Source organism: Acinetobacter sp. R933-2 (assembly GCF_030325485.1).
GTDB classification, from domain to species: Bacteria; Pseudomonadota; Gammaproteobacteria; order Pseudomonadales; family Moraxellaceae; genus Acinetobacter; species Acinetobacter sichuanensis.
The window spans coordinates 56,348-77,757 of the sequence record NZ_JACAIJ010000016.1; the positions used below are offsets into that span (position 1 = coordinate 56,348).

Consider the following 21,410-nt stretch of genomic DNA (forward strand, 5'->3'; position numbering starts at 1 on the left):
AAACACTGCACGTACAGTCTTTAATTTTGAAAAATACACCGATTTCAGCGTATATATTTGTGCTTAAAACAAATTGCTATACGCTGAAACTTTAAAAATTTGTTGAATGAAATCTCGATTTCAAATCAAGTCAAAATCAAACACCTAAACATAAGTATTTGATTGTCATAAACTCTTCTAAACCATATTTAGAACCTTCACGACCAATACCTGACTGTTTCACCCCACCAAAAGGTACAACTTCATTTGAGATAGCCGTTGAGTTCATTCCCACCATGCCATATTCAAGTTGTTCTGAAACTTTGAAAATACGAGAAAGATTTTCGGTATAGATATAAGCAGCTAAGCCGTAAATGGTTGCGTTGGCTTGTTCAATCACTTCTTCATCAGTTTCAAAGCTGATCAATGGTGCAACAGGTCCAAAGATTTCTTCAGACACGATTTCCATGCTTTGATCAACATTGGTCAAAATCGTCGGTTCAAAGAAGCTATGACCTAACGCATGACGCTGACCGCCACAAGCAATTTGAGCACCTTTGCTGCATGCTTCATCAATCAATTTTTCTGCTTTTAGTACCGCTTTTTCATTGATTAATGGACCAATTTGGACACCTTCATCTAAACCATTGCCAATTTTTAAAGCCTGTACTGCTGCGACAAATTTTTCAGTAAATGCCGCATAGACATTTTTATGTACATAAATACGGTTAGCGCATACACAGGTTTGCCCTGCATTACGGTATTTTGCCAACATTGCGCCTTGAACCGCTTTATCTAAGTCAGCATCTTCAAATACGATCAGTGGTGCATTACCACCTAGTTCTAGCGCAAGCTTTTTAATGGTTGGCGCACATTGTTGCATGAGCAAACGACCCACAGGTGTAGAGCCTGTAAATGTCAATTTTTTCACTTTTTCATGTGTAGTGAAAATCGAACCAATCGCTTCAGATTTACCTGTTACAACATTGATCACACCTGCTGGAATACCTGCTTTTTCAGCTAATTTTGCAATCGCTAAAGCACAATAAGGTGTTTCATTGGCAGGTTTAATCACAATCGTACAACCCGCAGCAAGTGCAGGTGCAGCTTTACGTGTAATCATTGCCAGTGGGAAATTCCACGGTGTAATTGCAGCAACAACACCGACAGGTTCTTTAGTCACTAAGAAACGTTGACCTGCGTTGGTTGTTGGAATGACATCGCCATAAACACGCTTGCCTTCTTCGGCAAACCATTGAATAAATGACGCTGCATATTTGACTTCGCCCAGTGCTTCAGCAAGTGGTTTTCCTTGCTCAATGGTCATGATACGTGCAAGGTCATCTGCATGTTCTAAAGTCAATTTATGCCATGCAAGCAATAAATCAGCACGTGTTTGTGCTGTTAAATTTTTCCATGACTGTAATGCTTGGTATGAACTTTCTACTGCTTGCAGTGCTTCCGCTTGTCCCATATTTGGAATTGAGCCGATTTCTTCATCTGTTGCAGGGTTAGTGACAAACACTCGGTCTTGATCATTTGCCTCTACCCATTTTCCATGAATAAAAGCAGATTGTTGGAATAATACGTTATCTTGTAATACTGACATTTTTTAATCCTAAAGTTGGCGTATTGGGTTGGGAAATAAGAATGGGCTTATTCCCAACCCAAAAGTGTCGTTCATCAAATTATTGATGATGTTTTGCTACAAGACTTTGGAAGTAAGCAATACCATGCTCACTAATGCCTGAACGTTGTTGATCTGTCATGATACGACCTTGACCACGGTAACCACGTGATTTCAAACCACGTTGTACACTTTCAACGAGATTTAAATCTTCTGGACGGAATACATGTTTGTACCATTCGATCAAATCTTTTTGTTCCTGTGTTAACTCTTCATTTAAGAAATAGATGTCGTAGTGTTGTAGTGTTGTTTCTTCATCTACAGGGAATTCATAAATTGCTGTCATGAAATCGCCACCTGGTGGTACGTTAAACATCGTACTTGGCCAAGTCCAGAAACCACTGAAAGATGGGTCAACAATGGATGGATCAAGTTTGAATGATTTTTCAGAAGAACGTGCATAACCAAACTGTAAAGTCCAGTTTTCATGAATCGTGTGCCAATATTTATCGACTTGGACTGAGTCTGAAAAACCAGGGTGTGCAGGACCACAGTGGTAGCATTCCATGTAGTTATCTACGATAAGCTTCCAGTTCGCTGCTGTATCTGTAACAAAACGTGCTGCAAGTTTAAGGTCTTTTACCACTTTACATGCTTCATCAAGTTTTTCTGCAAAACCAGGCAGTTGATCAGCAACACACGTTGCTTCAGGATCCATATTGATAAAAATGAAACCTGCATGTTCTTCAACTTTTAAAGCAACAAGGTTCGAACCTTCTTTATCAAAGTTGGCAACATTTTCACAGTTACGAGCCAATGCCAATGAACCATCTAATTTGAATGTCCAAGCATGGTATGGGCAAGTGATGACATTTTTAGATTTACCTGCACCTGTTAATAACTCATGCCCACGATGTGGACAAACGTTATAGAACGCACGCAATACGCTGTCTTTACCACGAATGACAATAATATTTTCCCCAATAATTTTACGTGTGAAATATTGGTTTGGTGTTGCAACTTCGCTGCAATGCCCTACACAAATCCAGCTTTTTGCATAAATTTCTTCTTTTTCTTTTTCAAAAACTTGCTTCGATGTATAAAACGCCTTAGGAATTGTCCATGCGTTGTCTGCATCCTGACAGAAGTCTTCAGGTAATGTATCGACTGCTTCTACAGTAGGAATCTTTTCAAGTGAATTCATCGTATTCTCCTCACTAAAACTTAAATTGCTGATTTTTTCAAATTTGGATTTAAGAACTGCAACAAAGCATCATAAATTGCTGCGACTTCATGACAATCTCGTAGTAATGGCAAGCAATTACCACGTAGCCCTTTGCCTGTATGTGTTTGAATATATGGACTTAGATGATTTAACTTTTTAACTAAGTCGACATTTTCTGCATAGCAAACATCATATTGAGTCAAGGCAATAAAACTGTTAGGCACAACTTGTGTAAGTACAGGCACACAACGTAAAGCATGCTGTGCAGAGGTTGCTGTCCATGTCTGCATCAACTGTTGATCTTCAATTTGATACACTAAACTTTGTGGCTGATCTGAACTGCCTTGGGCTATAAATGATGGAAAAATTAATGCCAAAGCTTTCGGTTGTTGCTGTGCTGATAAGGCTTGTTGCACTTGTAATGCAAGTGAAACCCCTGAACCATCTGCCACAATTGCCGCTTGTTCAGCGCAAATATTCCATTTTTCTGCTTGCGTACAAATCAATTGATAAGCTTCTAAACAATCCTGTTTTCCTTGCGCCCAATCAAACTCTGGCACTAGACCATATTCAGCTAAAAAAACTTTAACCTTTAAATCTCGGGCTAACTGGCGCGCAATATATTCATGTGAGTCAGCACTACCCACCACATTGCCACCACCATGCACATAAAAAATCCAAGACCAACCTGCTTCAGGTTCGATACCCTCAGGTCGAAATACACGTAAATCAATCGCATGTGTTGACAAGGTCAAGGTGCAATCTTCTATGTGCATTTCTTCAGTTCTTGGCAAGGTATAATGTTGCTGAAATGCATCATATGCTGCCCGAAGAGAATCAATATGTTGATCGGCAGGGCTATATACACCACTCCAATAATCAAACATTTGCATATCTTCTGTTAAAATCGGCAGATTATTGTCCATCATACTGACTTCCTTTCACGCTCAGAATCTAATTCAGTCTTCAGTACAGTTGAATTTAATGCTTGTTGTATGAGTACATCGTTCGTTTCTTGAATTCGTTTTAGCGTGTCGCTTTTCTCACCTTTTTCAATCATATAAGAAGGTAATTTTGCATAGTCATCACGCAACCAACGCACTAAACCAAATGTCTGTACCAAAATAATGACAATAAAAGGTAAAGCAGTGACAATTGTTGCTGCTTTCATGGTGTCTAAAGGCGCTTTCGAAAAAATCATTGCTAATGGGACGAGTGTGAGCATCACACACCAAAACAAACGAATATTCGGCGATGGATCTTGACCTTCTTGTAAGCCTTTAGAACAGGTTGCAGACACAGCGTAACCCACAGCATCCATATGAGCAGCAAGGAAAATCACCATGATTGCTAAATAAATCCACATCACAGCAGCACCACCCGGTAAAAGGTTGAGCAACTGTGCAATTGCGACTTCACCACCCTGTGTACTTAATATTTCAGGTACATTCACCGCACCTTGTAGGAATTGGTAAATACTGTAATTTTCCATGATGCCAAAGAAAACCCACATGCCTACGCTGCCACCAAGCACCATTGCCAATATGACTTCTTTAATGGTACGACCTTTCGATACACGTGTTACAAAGAGCGCAACACCAGGTGCATAAGATGTCCACCATAACCAATAAAATACAGTCCACTCACGTGTGAATTTTCCATCACCTAAAGGATCAGTAAATAAACTCATACTGACAAAGTTACTGAACATCAGCCCAATACTGCTGATTGTATTGTTTAACATGAACTGACTTGGTCCAAAAAAGAACACATAAACAGCAAATGCTAATAAGGCATAACACACCATTGAGCTTAGACGCTGCATACCTTTACTCATACCGACATAAGAGCTCAAAGCAAATAAAATCGATACGAAAAGTACAATTACAGCAGTCGTTACAAACGTATTTGGAATACCTGTTAGAGATGACAAAATATTAGTGAACGTAATTGCAGTCAGTACCAAAGAAATCGTTAAGGCACCAAACATACATAACAGGAACATTAAATCGATTAAACGTCCGACCACCCCTGTCGCTTTAAACCCAGTAATTGACTCCATAATGGCAGCTAAACTGAGCCCTTTATTTTTACGTACATGGAAGCTATAACACACAGAAACAGAGGCTAAGGCATAAATTGACCATGCGCTGATGGTCCAATGGAACATGGTATAAGGCACACTATATTTCAATGCTTCAGGCGTTTTTGCTGCTATGTTTAAGCCAGGCGTTTGATAATAATATGCCCAATCTAAAAAACACCAATATAAAGTTGAAGATCCTAAGCCCGCCAAAATAAACATGAAAATCCATGACGATGTACGATATTCTGGTTTTCCTTCCCCTAATTTGATATGTCCATATTTACTAAATGCTAAACCAGCCACAAAAATACAGGCAAAAAAACCAAATAAAAGCACTGGAGCGGAAAAAATAGAAGTGCTCCAATATAAAATCTTTTCTGCAAATGCAATTGATTCTTTCGAATAAACTGAAAGCGCGAGTACCGAAAGGAAAACAATAGATAAACTGATACTTGCCAGTACCTTATCCATTTTGACCTTATTGGCTTTACTATCCATATTCATAAATCCTTATTGATGAAACTCAATCATTACTGATCAGTCCCTATGAATAATTTGTGATCAATACTGCTATTGCAGCGCTCACTTCATCCGTTGTTGCCATACAATAAACACAAGCGTATTGAACTAAGTTTGCTGTTCATGTACTGCTTTGTATTTTTTTGCTGACAACTCAAAAGCAAAATGTCATGGTTAGAAAATGAATAAATATCAAGACAGTGTATTCATGAGCCTTTCATAACCCCCTAGAACACAAGGAGATTCTGTCTTGATATTCAATTACAGCGCGCATAAAACAATTATGAGGGAGTGAACCCAGTCTTTACTCCCACTATGCCTTGTGGTAAAACCTCTACGCCAATTCCATCACCTGTACTGGTTACGATTTCCCCTAATCTTCGCCATGAAAACTCATTTCGCTTCTTAGCACATTTCTCAGACGCTAAGATGCTTTTTCAGGCATCAAAGATCAACAAGGTAATCATTAACCCAATGGACACGAATCGTGAATAATCTACCTAACCTTTCAGACTTAAAGGTCTTTTGCGTAGTTGCGAAGAGGAAAAGTTTTGTTGCTTCAGCAGATGAACTTGGAGCATCACCTGCTTATGTCAGTAAACGAATCAATATTTTAGAAAATAATTTAAACTGTACTTTGTTTCACCGTAGCACACGGCATGTCAGTTTAACTGAGGATGGAAAGCTGATATTGGAGCGAGTTTCCAATATTTTAAATGAGTTCGATGAACTGAGTGACCTCATTAATAATCCACAAAACACACCCACTGGGCGTATTGATATTGTCAGTAGTTTTGGTTTTGGGCGTACTCATATTGCCCCAATTTTATCTAAACTCATGACCATGTATCCCGCATTAGATATTCAATTTAATACCATTGACCACACAATTGATTTAATCCAACACAGTTTAGATCTTGATATTTTTGTAGGTAATGATATTTCACCGAATATGATTGCAAAAAAATTATTGTCTAATTTCCGTATTTTGTGTGCATCACCACGTTATCTACAAATTAACAGTGAACCTGATGATTTAGATGAACTGGCTCACCATACTTGCTTAGCCATCAAAGAACGTGACCAATCTCGTCATGCTTGGAAATTACGTAGCCCAATGGAAGATGTTTCTATTTCCATTACCCCAAAATTTACTTCAAATAACAGCGAAATTATCAAGCAATTGGTGATGGACGATCAAGGCATTATGCTGTGTTCTGTGTGGGATGTACTCGAAGAATTACAGGATGGGCGTTTACAACATGTTTTAACGAGTTACTGGCAAGATGCTGATATTTGGGCAGTTTATCCTTCTCGTTTACGTAGCTCGTCGAAATTAAAAACCTGTATTTTGTTTATTCAGGCGCAATTATTAAATCGCCTACAATATTTAAATACCTTAACTCGCGGTAAACCTATTTTAGCTAAACCTGCGCCAATGACCTTACCTCCTGAAAAAGTATTTTTATAGTTTTCTCATCTTTTATGCCTATATTAAATAAAATGTTGAGGTAATTTTTTTATTATTACCCCAACACAATTTAATATCATGTTTAAGATAATGACTCGAGTATGATTTAAAAATAATAACCCACTGCTAAATATAAAAGTTTATTCCAGTCATTATGATCTCCTTCTGCCAATGCTTTGCTTGTGCCGCCAATCATTGCATCATTACGAGCCCAAATATATTCGGCTTGTACTCCTATTTTTTTATAGTTAAATGCTAAACCTGCAATAATACGATTTGAATCTTCATATCCTGCTTCATCTTTAAAAAATTGACTATATGACAGATAAGGTTTAATCCCTGTAATGCCATTAAATTCATTATTCACACTATAATTCAGTTCAGCCATCGCATATTTTCCATCATTGGCAATATTGTAGGCATAGTCAAAAGCGCCCAATGTTGAACTATTCGGCATGAGTTGGTCTTTATTATTTATTTTTTGCTGCCCAGCCAATAACATCACTTGCCAATCTTGATAATTGGTGGTGCTAAAAATATTCCAATTACTTTTATGCCCTGTTTGATCAGTTTTTTTATTTTCTAAATCTGAATACCAAATCGAGCTACCAATTTCTGATGAGAAGCGATTCTGTTCATCCCATGTAATATTTTTTGATGCACGTACCACCCACATATTTTTTTCTTGAATATGGGTACCATGTTCTAAATCATCAGCTTCAACAAAGTTGCCTGTATAACGGCTTGAATCTTTTGAAGTTCCTTTAAAATTACCACCATCTGTTGGGTAAAAACCTAAAGTTAAATGATAATCTGGATGCTTGAGTTGATATTTTAAACCAAGATTATGTACATCCTCATAACCCATTGTGTTAAATAGCGTTTCGTAATAACTACTGCCCCAAAAACGTCCAAATCCAAAATCCACAGCTTGTAGACCTGCACTTAATATTTGTTGGTCATTGATTTTATAACCTGCCCAAGCACTATGTAAAAAAACAGCATCACATAATCGGTCATATTGATAACAGCGCACATCACTTTGCGCTAACCAGTTTGGATTTTCATAATTTAACACGAGCTTTAAATCAGCAAGTTTCCAGTCACCATTTGTACCTTCACTTGCTTCATCAGCAAAATCTTTATATTGGTAACGTGTACGTACTGCACCTGAAACTGCCAATTGTCCTGCTTCAGCTTGTTTGTCGCCCCATGCGAAAGCCTCTGCATGACTCAAAGAACTTCCCAATAATGCAATTATTGAACTATACATCCATACATTTTTCATAGTGAACATCCCTGCCAAAAAGGTGTACAACTTGAAGAATTTTAGACATTTAATCAATGTGTTATCTATAAACCTAGCCTTTACGTTATGTGTTTAATCTCTATAAGCTATAGTACAACTCAATTTATATTTTATTTTTGAGTTAAAAAGCATAAAAAAATACGGATTAAATCAATTAATCCGTATTAGGTTTAAGTCCAAAATATAGAGTTAAACTGTCTATATTTTTACTCATATTCCATTTATTGATAAAATTTTTCGTTATCTAACATTCGTTTGTGCTGTGCTTTAGGATACTTTTGTTCTTGTAAAAGTTTCTTCAACGCAGCTTTTCCATGTTCTTTATACGCCTTACAATAGGTTGCCGAGACAGCCAATTCATCTAAAGCTCGCCATTCATAGACACTCGCATTAATAAATAAACCATTTGCAGGCAAAGGAATCTCAACTGCTTGTTTCGCAAAATAGCACGCCAAATCAAAATCTTTTTTTGCTCGATAATAACGGGCTAATTCATATAGCGGCTCTGCACGATGCTGCTTGACTATCCAACTTTGTAAGTACTCTCGATAAACGATACGCTCATCCATTTGTAAACGATCAGCCATTTGCGCCGCGCGGAACTGAGCAACCCAACGTTCTTCATCCCAACCACGCCCCGCAGCACGCTTTAAATACACTTCGCGACTTTTATCTAAAATTCCTGCATCTCGATAACTTTGTGCCAGATAAAAAACATAACGCAAATTATCAGGCTCATCTTTCAAGCCTTGTTCAAGTACAGCGATATCTTTGAGATAGGTTTCTTTATTTTGCGCTCTAGCACCATCATGCTGCACAAAAATATTTAACCCTGTTAATGTTGCCCAACGATGCGGTTCTGTTGAATGTAAATATTCATGTAATACACCTTTCCACTCCCAAGATAATTGAGTGGAAATCATAGCATTGCGTCGATAACGTAAACTGCCATAAATCACTGGAAAATAATAAGCATTTTCAGTCAAATTTGACCAAGCAAAATTTGGTTCTGGTTTTAATTGTTCATCAGCATCAATAAATAATAAATAATCTGCTGTAGGAAGATCTTTCGATACAGCCAGTTGTAATGCTTCTGTACGGTTAAAACCAAAGTTTTTCCAAGGGCGTTCGTATAAACAACCTGGAATATCTTTTAAATAGTTTTGAATAATTTCTTGCGTGCCATCTGTTGACCCAGTATCAACAATGCACCATGAGTCGATCCACGGTTTAACAGAAGCTAAGCATCTTAAAATGACATGTGCTTCATTTTTCACAATCATATTTAGGCGAATATGTTTTTTCACTTGAATATTCCTTTTTGCTCTAAACCAATCATTATCATGACTCACCTAGATTTTTAAATATGAACTAAAGTTTATTGAAAAAACCGCCTTCATTTAAAGGCGGTTTTTATTTCATCTACAAGCTAATATTCTTAGAACAATAACTGTTGATTACGTACTAATTCTTCAAGCGTGGTGTCTGTATTGTTCAATGTTAACAACACATGAGAACTATATGCTGAACCACTACCATCTCGGTCAATACTAATCACAGTGTCATTGCCATTCTTCTCAGCTTTAATAAATTGAGAAAGATAATTCAATGCACCTGGTAGATCACCATTATTTGAAATCAGGTGATCATAATTAGAATGATCAAAGTTAGTTAATAGCTCTTGTACATCAATGATGTCTGCATTTTTATTCACATCGACTAAGCCTTTTTGGAAGCCAAACCATGTATCAGCACCATGACCACCTGTTGCATCAGTTTTATTTAATAAATCATAAATAACAGTATCTTGACCGATAGACTGGCTATGGAATTCATCATTACCAGCGCCACCATTAAAGATATTGTTACCTAATCCACCATAGAGTTTGTCGTTGCCTTCATTACCAAAGAGGATGTCATCACCAGCGCCACCGTAAATCGCGTCATCACCAGCGCCACCTGAAACATAGTCATTACCAGCGCCTGCTGAGATCACATCATTTCCTAGACCGCCATAAATTGTGTCGTTATGGTTACTGCCAGTTAAGATATCATCGCCAGCATAACCATACATCACCACAGAACGGTCTGAAGTTGATGCATCTAAATGATCAACTGCGTTATCACCTTCAATCAGTTTCAAGTTGCTATTAAGCGTTGAATCTTTAGTGATTAAGCTGAGGTCAAGTAACTTACCTAATGATTCAGTGGTTGAGATGTTTTGGCTATCTGTTGCAGTCACTTTAATATTATTCAATAGGTCAAGTGATAACAAATTACCATCCACAATACCCAAAGCACCATCTTCAGTTGTAAAGCGAATTGTTGCTAAAAGCTGGTTAATTGCAGCATTACTGATATTTGGCTGTAATGGATTCGTACTAGTAAATGTAATCGACACTGATGATGCAATAAGTCCTAACACACCAGAGTTTGCTGTAATTTCAGCTTTAATACCTAACTCAGCAGCAAGTTTTTCTGAATAAACAAATGTCGGTTTAGTTAAGTTCACACTGATCAATTGTTCAAACGTTAAACTTACTTTTCTCAAATCTTCATCTGCATCGAAGACAAAGATGTCTTGAGCGCCAAGGTCGATTAAACCTAACACATCGAGTCCAACAAGCCCTAATAATGAAGTATCAGTACCAAAGACTAATGGTGCTTGGTTGTTTGGATTAAAGCTTACATCTTCAAGGTCAGAGGTATCGAAGTTGATATCTGTTTTAGAAGTATCGCCATCGTTATCTTCAACAACAATTTCAACATTGGTATTGTTGCTGCTTGAACTAGATACATCTAACTTAGGCACAAGCAACTTACCATTAGCAATGAGTGAACCAATCACTTCATAGTCTGAATTGAAACGTGCTGCGTAATCACCTTCGCCTTGTAACAGTAAATTCACATTATCAAGTTTGATAATCTGATTCACACTTTCCATATGAAGGTCAGCGTTAAACCCACCAATGAACTCACCATCTACACTGATATAAATCAATGTTTGATTTGTTGTAGCATCAAACTCAAAGTGTAGATAATTAATCAAGTTACCTGCACCAAAGCCTAGACGTCCACCACCGACTAACATATCAGAGAGATCAATTACGTCTCCACCTAATGCCACTGAACGCATGTCAAAATCAGTAATACGATCTACAGCACCAACAAAGCCATTACGATAATCACTCTTCTCCCAACGGAAGACATCTGAACCTTCACCACCTGTAAGTACATCATTACCTTGACCACCAACGATCAAGTCATTACCTGCACCACCAAAGATAGTGTCGTTGCCTGTGCCACCATATAAAATGTCATTTTTATTACCACCATACAGCGTATCGTTACCGCCTAAGCCATAAAGTGAGTAAGACAAATTATTATCTACAGGACGCATTTCAGAACTTGCTGAACCTTCATCCATAATTACGGTACTTGCTTCCTTGCCCAATAATAAATCACTGAGTAATCCAACATTTAGCAGTTCAGTATTGCCTTTCGATGCAAGTGTTGCACCTGAAGCATCTTTCGCTGTGATGTTGACTGTTGGTAATACAGATAAATCAAGTATTCCACCTAAAGCACCACCATCGATTGTGACTGTTTTTAATAGCTGATTGACTTTCAGTGCATCTACAGGCGTACCATCAAGATTTGTAATGGTTAATTTCATTGGTACTAAGCCTAAAGTTGCTTTTTGTGAAACAACTTTCAGACCAAGTTCAGCCGCAAGTTTAGTGTTAAACAGTAATTCTTTTGAGTTACCTAATAACGAACCTAATAAACCACCTACATCAAGTGCGCCAATGCTGACTTCAACTGAAGAAGCACCTTCACCTTGGATCGAGAATAATTGTTCATTTTGTAAGTTAATGATACCAGCAACGTTTAAGCCAACCGTACCCAGTAAACTATTCGTTTGTCCACCCAATGAAACTGATACAGGCTCAGGTTTGTTATAAACCGCAGGATCAACCTCAAATACTGAATAATTATATTGACCTGTCGCTAGATTTACGGTGATGGTTTCACCAGATAACGTCGTAACTAATAACTCACCACCTTCTAAGCCTTTATAGTTATAAGCATAGGTAATGATTTCTGGTGATGAACCTGATTGAGTAATCGTATTTGATACTGGATCAAATTCAAAAGTTACTCCAGCAACTTTCACTGATTTAACAAAACCACCATCTGCACCATAGTTATGAACAACTTGATCTACGCTACCATTTGGCTGAGTTACAGTTTCAATAAACACATTGCCTTCAACCTCATAAGTATTGGTTAACTTATAAGTTTCACTTGCATTGGTCACTGGTTTGTCATCAGTCACTTTCACCGTAATATATTCAGACTCTGAAACATCACCACGATGGTTGCTAAAGTTCATACGAATATCAAATGCAAGCACGTCATCTAAAGTGGTACCCACTTCGCCATGACCAATCGCTTGTTTTAAGTTCACAGTATATGTGCCGTCATCTTGGATAGAGACCACAATCACTTCAGACTTAACAACTTGACCATTTTCAACGTTATTAACATAACCAATTAAGTCACCATCTGCATTATGTTCCCAAAGTACATCTTGTCCTTTAGAGGTTAATGCTGTTGCAGGTGGCTCTAGATAGATATGACTATACGCAACATTTGGTAAATCAAACTGACCTGTATAACTTAAACCTGTTGAAGCATTCGCAGCCGATAATAAGTCATGTTCAGAGAACTCTACAATCGTACCAGCTTGGTCTAAATCATTATCTTTATAATGCAACTCTACTGTTGTTGTTTCTGAAACATTACCTGCTTTATCGGTAACAACAGCTTCAATCGTAAACTGTGTATCATCACTCCAAGTAATATCATCTAGTAATGAACTTGGAACATTAACACTCCATTCACCATTCATCACAACTGCATCAACTGGACCCAAACCATTAACTGTAACTTTAACAATTTGACCATCTTCTGCACCATCAGTTTTACCACTCACAGTAAGACCTTGTTGCAACTCAACAGCAGTCAAAATATCGTCCACAGCAATTGGCTGATCAATCGTAACTTCAGGTGCAACTGTATCAACAATCACATGGTGTGATGATGAGTTTGTATTACCTGCACTATCAGTCACTTGAACTGTAACATTATGGTCTGCATCAGGAAGTGGTTGATTTGCAGTAATACTCCAAGAACCGTCTGCGCCTGCAACGACAGTACCATAAGAAATATTACCCACTTTGATTTCAACAATCGCCCCTGCTTCAGTTTTACCAGACCATGTTGGTGTTGGATCATTACTATAGCCTGCTTTATCCGTTAGGATATTTTGCCCAGCATCATCACGTACTTCAAATGTTGGCGCTGCAATACTCTTCTTCACTGTAAAGTCATGGCTAGCAAGTTTTGTATAGCCACCAAGTAGACTCCAATCAGATACCTCAATTCGATACTGACCATCAGCCATGGTTGCAAGCTGTGCAGGTGTTAAATCTGCGCTCCAAGTATTTCCAGATGTAAATTGAGAACCTGTATCATTTGTATTCCATCCAGAACTACCTAATCGGAAGATCTGTGTTGTTGTACCATCTGCATTGACTTTGAAAATACGTGCATATGTTGTAGTCAGGTTCGTGTCACCATAAATCTTAACCGCAGCAGCACTTTCAGCACCATTAATAATGTTATCACCTGCAACGACACCAATCGTTGCATTTGCTGGAGCAGATATACCATTATTAAGATCTGTCACGGCTTCAGATTTACTCGCTGAAGCAGATGCATTACCTGCACTGTCTTTCGCTACAGCACTAATTAAAACATTACCTGAGCTTGGATATGTCACTGCATTTCCAGGAACTTTATAGCTCCAGTTGCCCTTAGCATCAGTCATGACCGTTGCTGTATGCGGATTGCCACTAGCGCCTGTAATCGTCACCGTAATTTCAGCATTTGCTTCGCTTGTACCTTTCACTGTATAGCCAAACGTACGCTCTGCCTGATCAATACCATTCCCATCAGCAACGCTTGTAATGTTTACAGTAGGTGCTTGAGTATCAAGTGTTACAACCTTATCAAATGCGCTAACTGTAGTATTTTCATCATTTGCAGATGCACCATCATATTGGCGTACCAAAATATCACCAACTGTATATTTACCATCAGCAGGCAAATTAAACTGACCCGTCGTTGCAGTGCTTCCTTTTGGAGCACCTTCAAGCCATGTTAAACCGCCATCTGTTGAATATTCCCAACCCAGTTCAGCCTCTAAACCACTGACTTTAATCGCTGGATTTTTGGTAATACCATCTTGTTTTTGATGCTCTGAAATTGCACCAGAAGCCACTGCAAAAGTATCTTCTAATAAACTTAATTCAACAGATGCAGGTGCAATAACATCTCCAGTGATCTCTCCTGGTGCTTCAAGTGAAGCGGTTTGATCATTGCTCTTACCTGTCGTCACACTATTAAATGCATTTGGATCTACAGAGATTTTACCCACAACATCATTACTTTGATCTGGTGTAAATACTGCCGTATAAACCTCAGGATCATTGACGTCTTGACGTAAATTCGACAACGTACCACCCGTAACTTTGACATCGCTTAAGTCAAAGCCAGTGACTAACTCAGAGAATTTAAACGTAATAATCGTTGTATCGTCAGTTGCATTAACCACATAGCTATCAGAAGTAATCGTTAATGTTGGTGGCAAGCTCATATCCACAGTCACAACTGAACTTTGTCCTGCAAGATTTCCATTACCGACTTCATCAGTAAAGATATCTGTTGCTAAATCCACAACAACTGGACCGTAAAAATCAACTGTTGTTAAATCGACAGTCGTAGGGTCAATTGCACTATTTGGATCCATTGGAACAAATTGGATATAAGGTTGCGCACCACCTGTTGGTGTTACAACAATAAACTTACCTTGATCACTGGTTAACTGATCTGCAATATCCTGTAAATCAACAGGAGTCACAACGCCATTATCAAGCTTAAATAGCGGCTCTGTACTTACAACTTCAACAACACCATTTGCATCAATTTGAATTGTAACTTCAGGTGCTTCTGCATCAAGTGTGATTGAGTCATCTTGTACTGTTTCACTAACGTTACCCACTTCATCAGTTGCTGTAACTTCAATATTTAATGACGAATCTGCTTGTTGCTGTTGATAGCTATTTAAAGTCGCTAAGTCTGCTGGTGTTAAAGGTACATTCCATGCGCCTGTCGGATCTGTCGTTACTGTAAATGGTGTATTTAGACCTTCAATAGAAACCACAACCGTTGAATTTGGCTCTGCTGTTCCTTGAATCACAACGGTATTAGCAAGTTCATCTGCATTGATAGCTTGGTCATTACCATAAATACCACCACCAATGGTCGTAATACCTGTTACTACTGGATTGACAGTTTTAGTATCGACAAGGAAAGTGAGCTCTGAGCTATCTACATTACCTTGCTGATCAGTTGCTTTAACGACAACCTGATTATTTCCTTCACGTACAGTGATAGCAACTTCTATTTTCCCTGCATCAATATCAGCTTGCTGTAGAACATAGTTGTCACCATTCACATTAATGATGTCACCTGCTTGATTGGCATTCGTTAATGGAATTGAAATATCAACTTTATTGTCATTACCCAATTCTTTCTTATTAATTGCACCATCTACAAGATCGGTATCATCAAGTAAGCTAATTGGACCTACTAAATCAGTCGCTTGAGTATCTACTACAAAGTCAAGCTGCTCTTGATCAACATTACCTTGTGCATCGGTCATTGTTGCAGTAATCGTATTTGCATCTTCATTAATGACGATGTTTTGAATCACTTTTCCTGCTAACCATTCACTGTGCGTAATGGTGTAGTCATTACCATTAATTGTAATGGTGTCGCCTTCTTTGGCATCTTGACCCAAAATCACTTCAACTTGCGTTGATGTTTTATTTGCACCAAGTTCTTTCAGATTGAGTACACCATCGCCGTTTTTATCTTGAGTTAATCGAATTTCACTAATTAAATCAGCTGGCTTGGTATCTACAGTCACCTGAGCTTTTGACTCTTCAATTAACTGACCTGTCGCATCTTTTAAGCCAAGTTCAAAAGTATTGTCACCTTCTTTTAACGGTCCAACATTTTCAACTAGCGCAAAGCCTTGATCAATATCACCTTGTGTCACTGTATGAGTGATACCGCCCACCTCAATTGTGTCACCCACTTTAACATCTGTACCTAACTCGATAGTTAAATCAACCAAGTTATCTACAGGTTTTTCAGTGCTGTTTAAAATATTATCGCCATTAATATCTTCAACAACAGTCACTTTACCAATCAAGTCAGATGCAACAACTTCAACAACAGTAATATCACGTTCAACTTGACCTTTACTGTTAGTCACTTCAACAACAATGGCATTTGTACCTGATTTAACAGCAACCAATACATCTAGCTCTGCTGCTGCAATTTCAGCTGCTGTCAAGATATGAGGTTGACCATTAATAACAACAACATTACCCGCTACTAAAGCATTTGCTATTGGATCATTTAATTGAATTTTGACACTTGTTAAACCATCGTTGCCAACTTCTCTCGTATCCAGTGTTCCTGAAAGATCTAAATCATCATTTAAGGTTACTGACTTAATTAAATCAGCGACAGAGCCTTCACCAGTTGCACCCGTTTCGCCTGTAGCACCAGTTTCGCCTGTAGCGCCGGTTTCGCCTGTAGCACCAGTTTCGCCTGTAGCGCCGGTTTCGCCTGTAGCGCCAGTTTCGCCTGTAGCGCCGGTTTCACCTGTAGCGCCAGTTTCGCCTGTAGCACCGGTTTCACCAGTCGCACCGGTTTCGCCCGTAGCGCCGGTTTCGCCTGTAGCGCCAGTTTCGCCTGTAGCGCCAGTTTCGCCTGTAGCGCCGGTTTCGCCTGTAGCGCCGGTTTCGCCTGTAGCGCCGGTTTCACCTGTAGCGCCAGTTTCGCCCGTAGCACCAGTTTCGCCCGTAGCACCAGTTTCGCCTGTAGCGCCAGTTTCGCCCGTAGCGCCAGTTTCGCCTGTAGCACCGGTTTCACCAGTAGCGCCGGTTTCACCAGTAGCGCCCGTTTCGCCTGTCACACCAGTTTCACCTGTAGCACCGGTTTCGCCTGTAGCACCGGTTTCGCCTGTAGCGCCGGTTTCACCTGTAGCACCGGTTTCGCCTGTAGCACCGGTTTCGCCTGTAGCGCCAGTTTCACCAGTAGCGCCAGTTTCACCTGTAGTACCAGTTTCGCCTGTAGCACCGGTTTCACCAGTAGCGCCGGTTTCACCTGTAGCACCCGTTTCGCCTGTAGCGCCCGTTTCGCCTGTAGCACCCGTTTCGCCTGTAGCGCCCGTTTCGCCTGTAGCACCCGTTTCGCCTGTAGCGCCGGTTTCACCAGTAGCACCGGTTTCACCAGTAGCACCGGTTTCGCCTGTAGCACCGGTTTCACCAGTAGCACCCGTTTCGCCTGTAGCGCCAGTTTCACCTGTAGCACCGGTTTCGCCTGTAGCACCGGTTTCACCAGTAGCGCCAGTTTCGCCTGTAGCACCGGTTTCGCCTGTAGCACCAGTTTCGCCTGTAGCACCAGTTTCGCCTGTAGCACCCGTTTCACCAGTTGAACCAGTTTCGCCTGTAGCGCCCGTTTCGCCTGTAGCGCCAGTTTCGCCTGTAGCGCCAGTTTCCCCTGTAGCACCGGTTTCACCTGTAGCGCCAGTTTCGCCTGTAGCGCCCGTTTCGCCTGTAGCGCCAGTTTCACCTGTAGCGCCCGTTTCACCAGTTGAACCAGTTTCGCCTGTAGCACCGGTTTCACCTGTAGCGCCGGTTTCACCTGTAGCGCCTGTTTCACCTGTAGCACCAGTTTCACCTGTAGCGCCTGTTTCACCTGTAGCACCGGTTTCGCCTGTAGCACCAGTTGAACCAGTTTCGCCTGTAGCGCCCGTTTCGCCTGTAGCACCAGTTTCGCCTGTAGCGCCAGTTTCACCCGTAGCGCCCGTTTCACCTGTAGCGCCCGTTTCGCCTGTAGCGCCAGTTTCACCCGTAGCGCCAGTTTCACCTGTAGCGCCCGTTTCGCCTGTAGCGCCAGTAGCACCCGTTTCGCCTGTAGCGCCAGTAGCACCCGTTTCGCCTGTAGCGCCAGTTTCGCCAGTAGCGCCGGTTTCACCCGTAGCGCCGGTTTCGCCTGTAGCGCCAGTTTCGCCTGTAGCACCCGTTTCGCCTGTAGCGCCCGTTTCGCCTGTAGCACCTGTTTCGCCTGTAGCGCCAGTTTCGCCTGTAGCACCAGTTTCGCCTGTAGCACCAGTTTCGCCTGTAGCACCAGTTTCGCCTGTAGCACCCGTTTCGCCTGTAGCGCCAGTTTCACCAGTTGAACCAGTTTCGCCTGTAGCGCCCGTTTCACCAGTTACACCGGTTTCGCCTGTAGCACCGGTTTCGCCAGTTGAACCAGTTTCACCTGTAGCACCAGTTTCGCCTGTAGCACCCGTTTCGCCTGTAGCGCCAGTTTCACCAGTTGAACCAGTTTCACCAGTTGAACCAGTTTCACCTGTAGCACCCGTTTCGCCTGTAGCGCCCGTTTCACCTGTAGCACCCGTTTCGCCTGTAGCGCCCGTTTCACCTGTAGCGCCCGTTTCACCTGTAGCACCCGTTTCGCCTGTAGCACCCGTTTCGCCTGTACCACCAGTTTCGCCTGTAGCGCCAGTTTCACCAGTCGCACCCGTTTCGCCTGTAGCGCCAGTTTCGCCTGTAGCGCCCGTTTCGCCAGTTTCGCCTGTAGCACCGGTTTCGCCTGTAGCACCGGTTTCACCTGTAGCGCCAGTTTCACCAGTCGCACCCGTTTCGCCTGTAGCGCCAGTTTCACCAGTTGAACCAGTTTCGCCTGTAGCGCCAGTTTCGCCTGTAGCACCAGTTTCGCCTGTAGCACCGGTTTCGCCTGTAGCACCGGTTTCACCTGTAGCGCCAGTTTCCCCTGTAGCACCGGTTTCACCTGTAGCGCCAGTTTCACCAGTCGCACCCGTTTCGCCTGTAGCGCCCGTTTCGCCTGTAGCACCCGTTTCGCCTGTAGCGCCAGTTTCACCAGTTGAACCAGTTTCGCCTGTAGCACCAGTTTCGCCTGTAGCACCCGTTTCGCCTGTAGCGCCCGTTTCACCAGTTACACCGGTTTCGCCTGTAGCACCTGTTTCGCCAGTTGAACCAGTTTCACCTGTAGCACCAGTTTCGCCTGTAGCACCAGTTTCGCCTGTAGCACCCGTTTCACCAGTCACACCGGTTTCACCTGTAGCGCCAGTTTCGCCTGTAGCACCAGTTTCGCCTGTAGCGCCCGTTTCGCCTGTAGCACCAGTTTCGCCTGTAGCACCAGTTTCGCCTGTAGCACCCGTTTCACCAGTTTCACCTGTAGCGCCAGTTTCACCTGTAGCGCCAGTTTCACCAGTAGCACCAGTTTCGCCTGTAGCACCGGTTTCGCCTGTCACACCAGTTTCACCTGTAGCACCGGTTTCACCAGTAGCGCCAGTTTCGCCTGTAGCGCCAGTTTCGCCTGTAGCACCAGTTTCGCCTGTAGCGCCGGTTTCACCAGTAGCGCCTGTAGCACCAGTTTCACCTGTAGCACCCGTTTCACCAGTTGAACCAGTTTCGCCTGTAGCACCCGTTTCGCCTGTAGCACCCGTTTCGCCTGTAGCACCCGTTTCGCCTGTAGCACCCGTTTCGCCCGTAGCACCAGTTTCGCCTGTAGCGCCGGTTTCACCAGTAGCGCCAGTTTCACCTGTAGCACCCGTTTCACCAGTTGAACCAGTTTCGCCTGTAGCGCCAGTTTCGCCTGTAGCACCAGTTTCACCAGTTGAACCAGTTTCACCTGTAGCGCCAGTTTCGCCAGTAGCACCAGTTTCGCCTGTACCACCAGTTTCACCAGTTTCGCCCGTAGCACCAGTTTCGCCTGACATAGTGAGTTCTGTTGGAGCTGAAACGTTGCCTGCTTCATCTTTGGCAGTCACATCAACTTTTTCACCATCGGTTAATGGTGTATCCAAGCCAACAGTGAAATCACCATTTTCGTCTGCTGTACCTGAACCTAAAATGTTGCCATCTTTGTCTTTGATTTCAACCGTTGAACCTGATTCTGCTTTACCCGTAACAGTTGAACCATCTTCACTGATCACAACATCACTTGGTGCATCTGGTGCTAAAGTATCGACTTCAATATTAATATAAGTTTGATCAAAAGCGCCGGTAGAACCTGTAGCAGAAATATAAACAAAATTATTACCTTCGTTTAAAGGTACTTCTATTTCTACTTTTTTATTATCTAGATCTGCTTGAGTGATGATATGTTTGACACCGCCAGCAGTAATCACATCACCAACTTGCGCATCTGCACCTAAAGTAATTTCTACTTTAGCTGTTCCATCTGTTCCAAATTCTTCTTTATTTAGAATATTGTCAGCACCAGCCTCAGGGAAGAAAGCATCGTCAATAATATTGCCCATTTCACCACCAGTTTCAGTGATTTGAACATTTACTGTGTCTGATGTTTTATCTAAGTTACCTTCATTATCCTTTGCTTCAGCAGTAATTAAATTATCACCATTCACCACAGGCACTATAGCCACAACATAACCTTGATCAAGATCACTTTGTGTTAATACATAATCAGTATTATTCACTGTAACAACTTGACCCACTTCAGCATCTTTACCCAGTTCTACATGAACTTTAATGGTATGTGTTGAAATTAAATCATCATAACTATCACTTGGATAAGTGATTGCACCAACAATATCCGCAGGAATGGTATCTACAATAAAATCTTTGATTTCTTTATCGATGTTGCCATTTTTATCTGTTGCTTCAACAACAATTTGATTATTGCCTTCTTGTACAGCAACTTCTGTTTCTAGTTGACCAGCATCTTTTTCCGCTTGTGTAATGGTATGTTCTTCACCATTAATTCGGATAATATCGCCAACTTGAGCATCCTTGCCCAATTGAATAATGACATCAACTTTTCCATCTGTGCCTAATTCATCAGCATTAAAGATACCGTCTTCACCAGCACCAACCAGAAGAATATCACCAATAATATCAGCAGCTTCACCAGTTGAAATGATTGGTGCAGTCACTTCAGTTTTATCTGAAACGTTACCTGCTTCATCTTTGGCAGTTACGTCAACTTTTTCACCATTGG

At 41.2% G+C, this 21,410-nt stretch carries 8 protein-coding genes; 1 reads left to right on the forward strand and 7 read right to left on the reverse strand.

What is annotated here, in order from left to right; genetic code table 11:
- Nucleotides 1–136 precede the first annotated feature (136 nt).
- The 4 genes from HX005_RS16330 to HX005_RS16345 form a co-directional block, all read right to left on the reverse strand.
- The gene (locus tag HX005_RS16330; protein WP_286378165.1) at nt 137–1,588 is read right to left on the reverse strand and encodes an NAD-dependent succinate-semialdehyde dehydrogenase; all 1,452 of its coding nucleotides are present in this window, start codon (nt 1,586–1,588) and stop codon (nt 137–139) included.
- A gap of 79 nt (nt 1,589–1,667) precedes the next feature.
- Nucleotides 1,668–2,810, reverse strand: coding sequence for a carnitine monooxygenase subunit alpha (gene cntA / locus HX005_RS16335; RefSeq protein ID WP_286378166.1), 1,143 nt, complete (start codon nt 2,808–2,810; stop codon nt 1,668–1,670).
- A gap of 20 nt (nt 2,811–2,830) precedes the next feature.
- Nucleotides 2,831–3,760, reverse strand: a complete 930-nt coding sequence (locus tag HX005_RS16340; RefSeq protein WP_286378167.1) for an alpha/beta hydrolase — start codon at nt 3,758–3,760, stop codon at nt 2,831–2,833.
- The gene (locus HX005_RS16345; protein WP_308978449.1) at nt 3,757–5,415 is read right to left on the reverse strand and encodes a BCCT family transporter; all 1,659 of its coding nucleotides are present in this window, start codon (nt 5,413–5,415) and stop codon (nt 3,757–3,759) included. The genes HX005_RS16340 and HX005_RS16345 overlap by 4 nt, the downstream gene beginning before the upstream one ends.
- A 508-nt stretch (nt 5,416–5,923) precedes the next feature.
- Between HX005_RS16345 and HX005_RS16350 the strand changes: the two genes are divergently transcribed.
- Nucleotides 5,924–6,907, forward strand: coding sequence for a LysR substrate-binding domain-containing protein (locus HX005_RS16350; protein ID WP_286378168.1), 984 nt, complete (start codon nt 5,924–5,926; stop codon nt 6,905–6,907).
- A gap of 106 nt (nt 6,908–7,013) precedes the next feature.
- Here HX005_RS16350 and HX005_RS16355 read toward each other — a convergent pair whose 3' ends face one another.
- The 3 genes from HX005_RS16355 to HX005_RS16365 form a co-directional block, all read right to left on the reverse strand.
- Entirely contained in the window at nt 7,014–8,195 is a 1,182-nt protein-coding gene (locus HX005_RS16355; RefSeq protein WP_286378169.1) for a hypothetical protein, read from the reverse strand.
- 242 nt (nt 8,196–8,437) lie between these two features.
- A complete protein-coding gene (locus HX005_RS16360) occupies nt 8,438–9,523 on the reverse strand; it encodes a tetratricopeptide repeat-containing glycosyltransferase (protein WP_286378170.1) in 1,086 nt (361 codons plus the stop codon).
- Nucleotides 9,524–9,654: 131 nt separating this feature from the next.
- Complete coding sequence (locus HX005_RS16365; protein ID WP_286378171.1) at nt 9,655–21,345, reverse strand: Ig-like domain-containing protein; 11,691 nt, start codon at nt 21,343–21,345, stop codon at nt 9,655–9,657.
- Nucleotides 21,346–21,410: the final 65 nt, after the last annotated feature.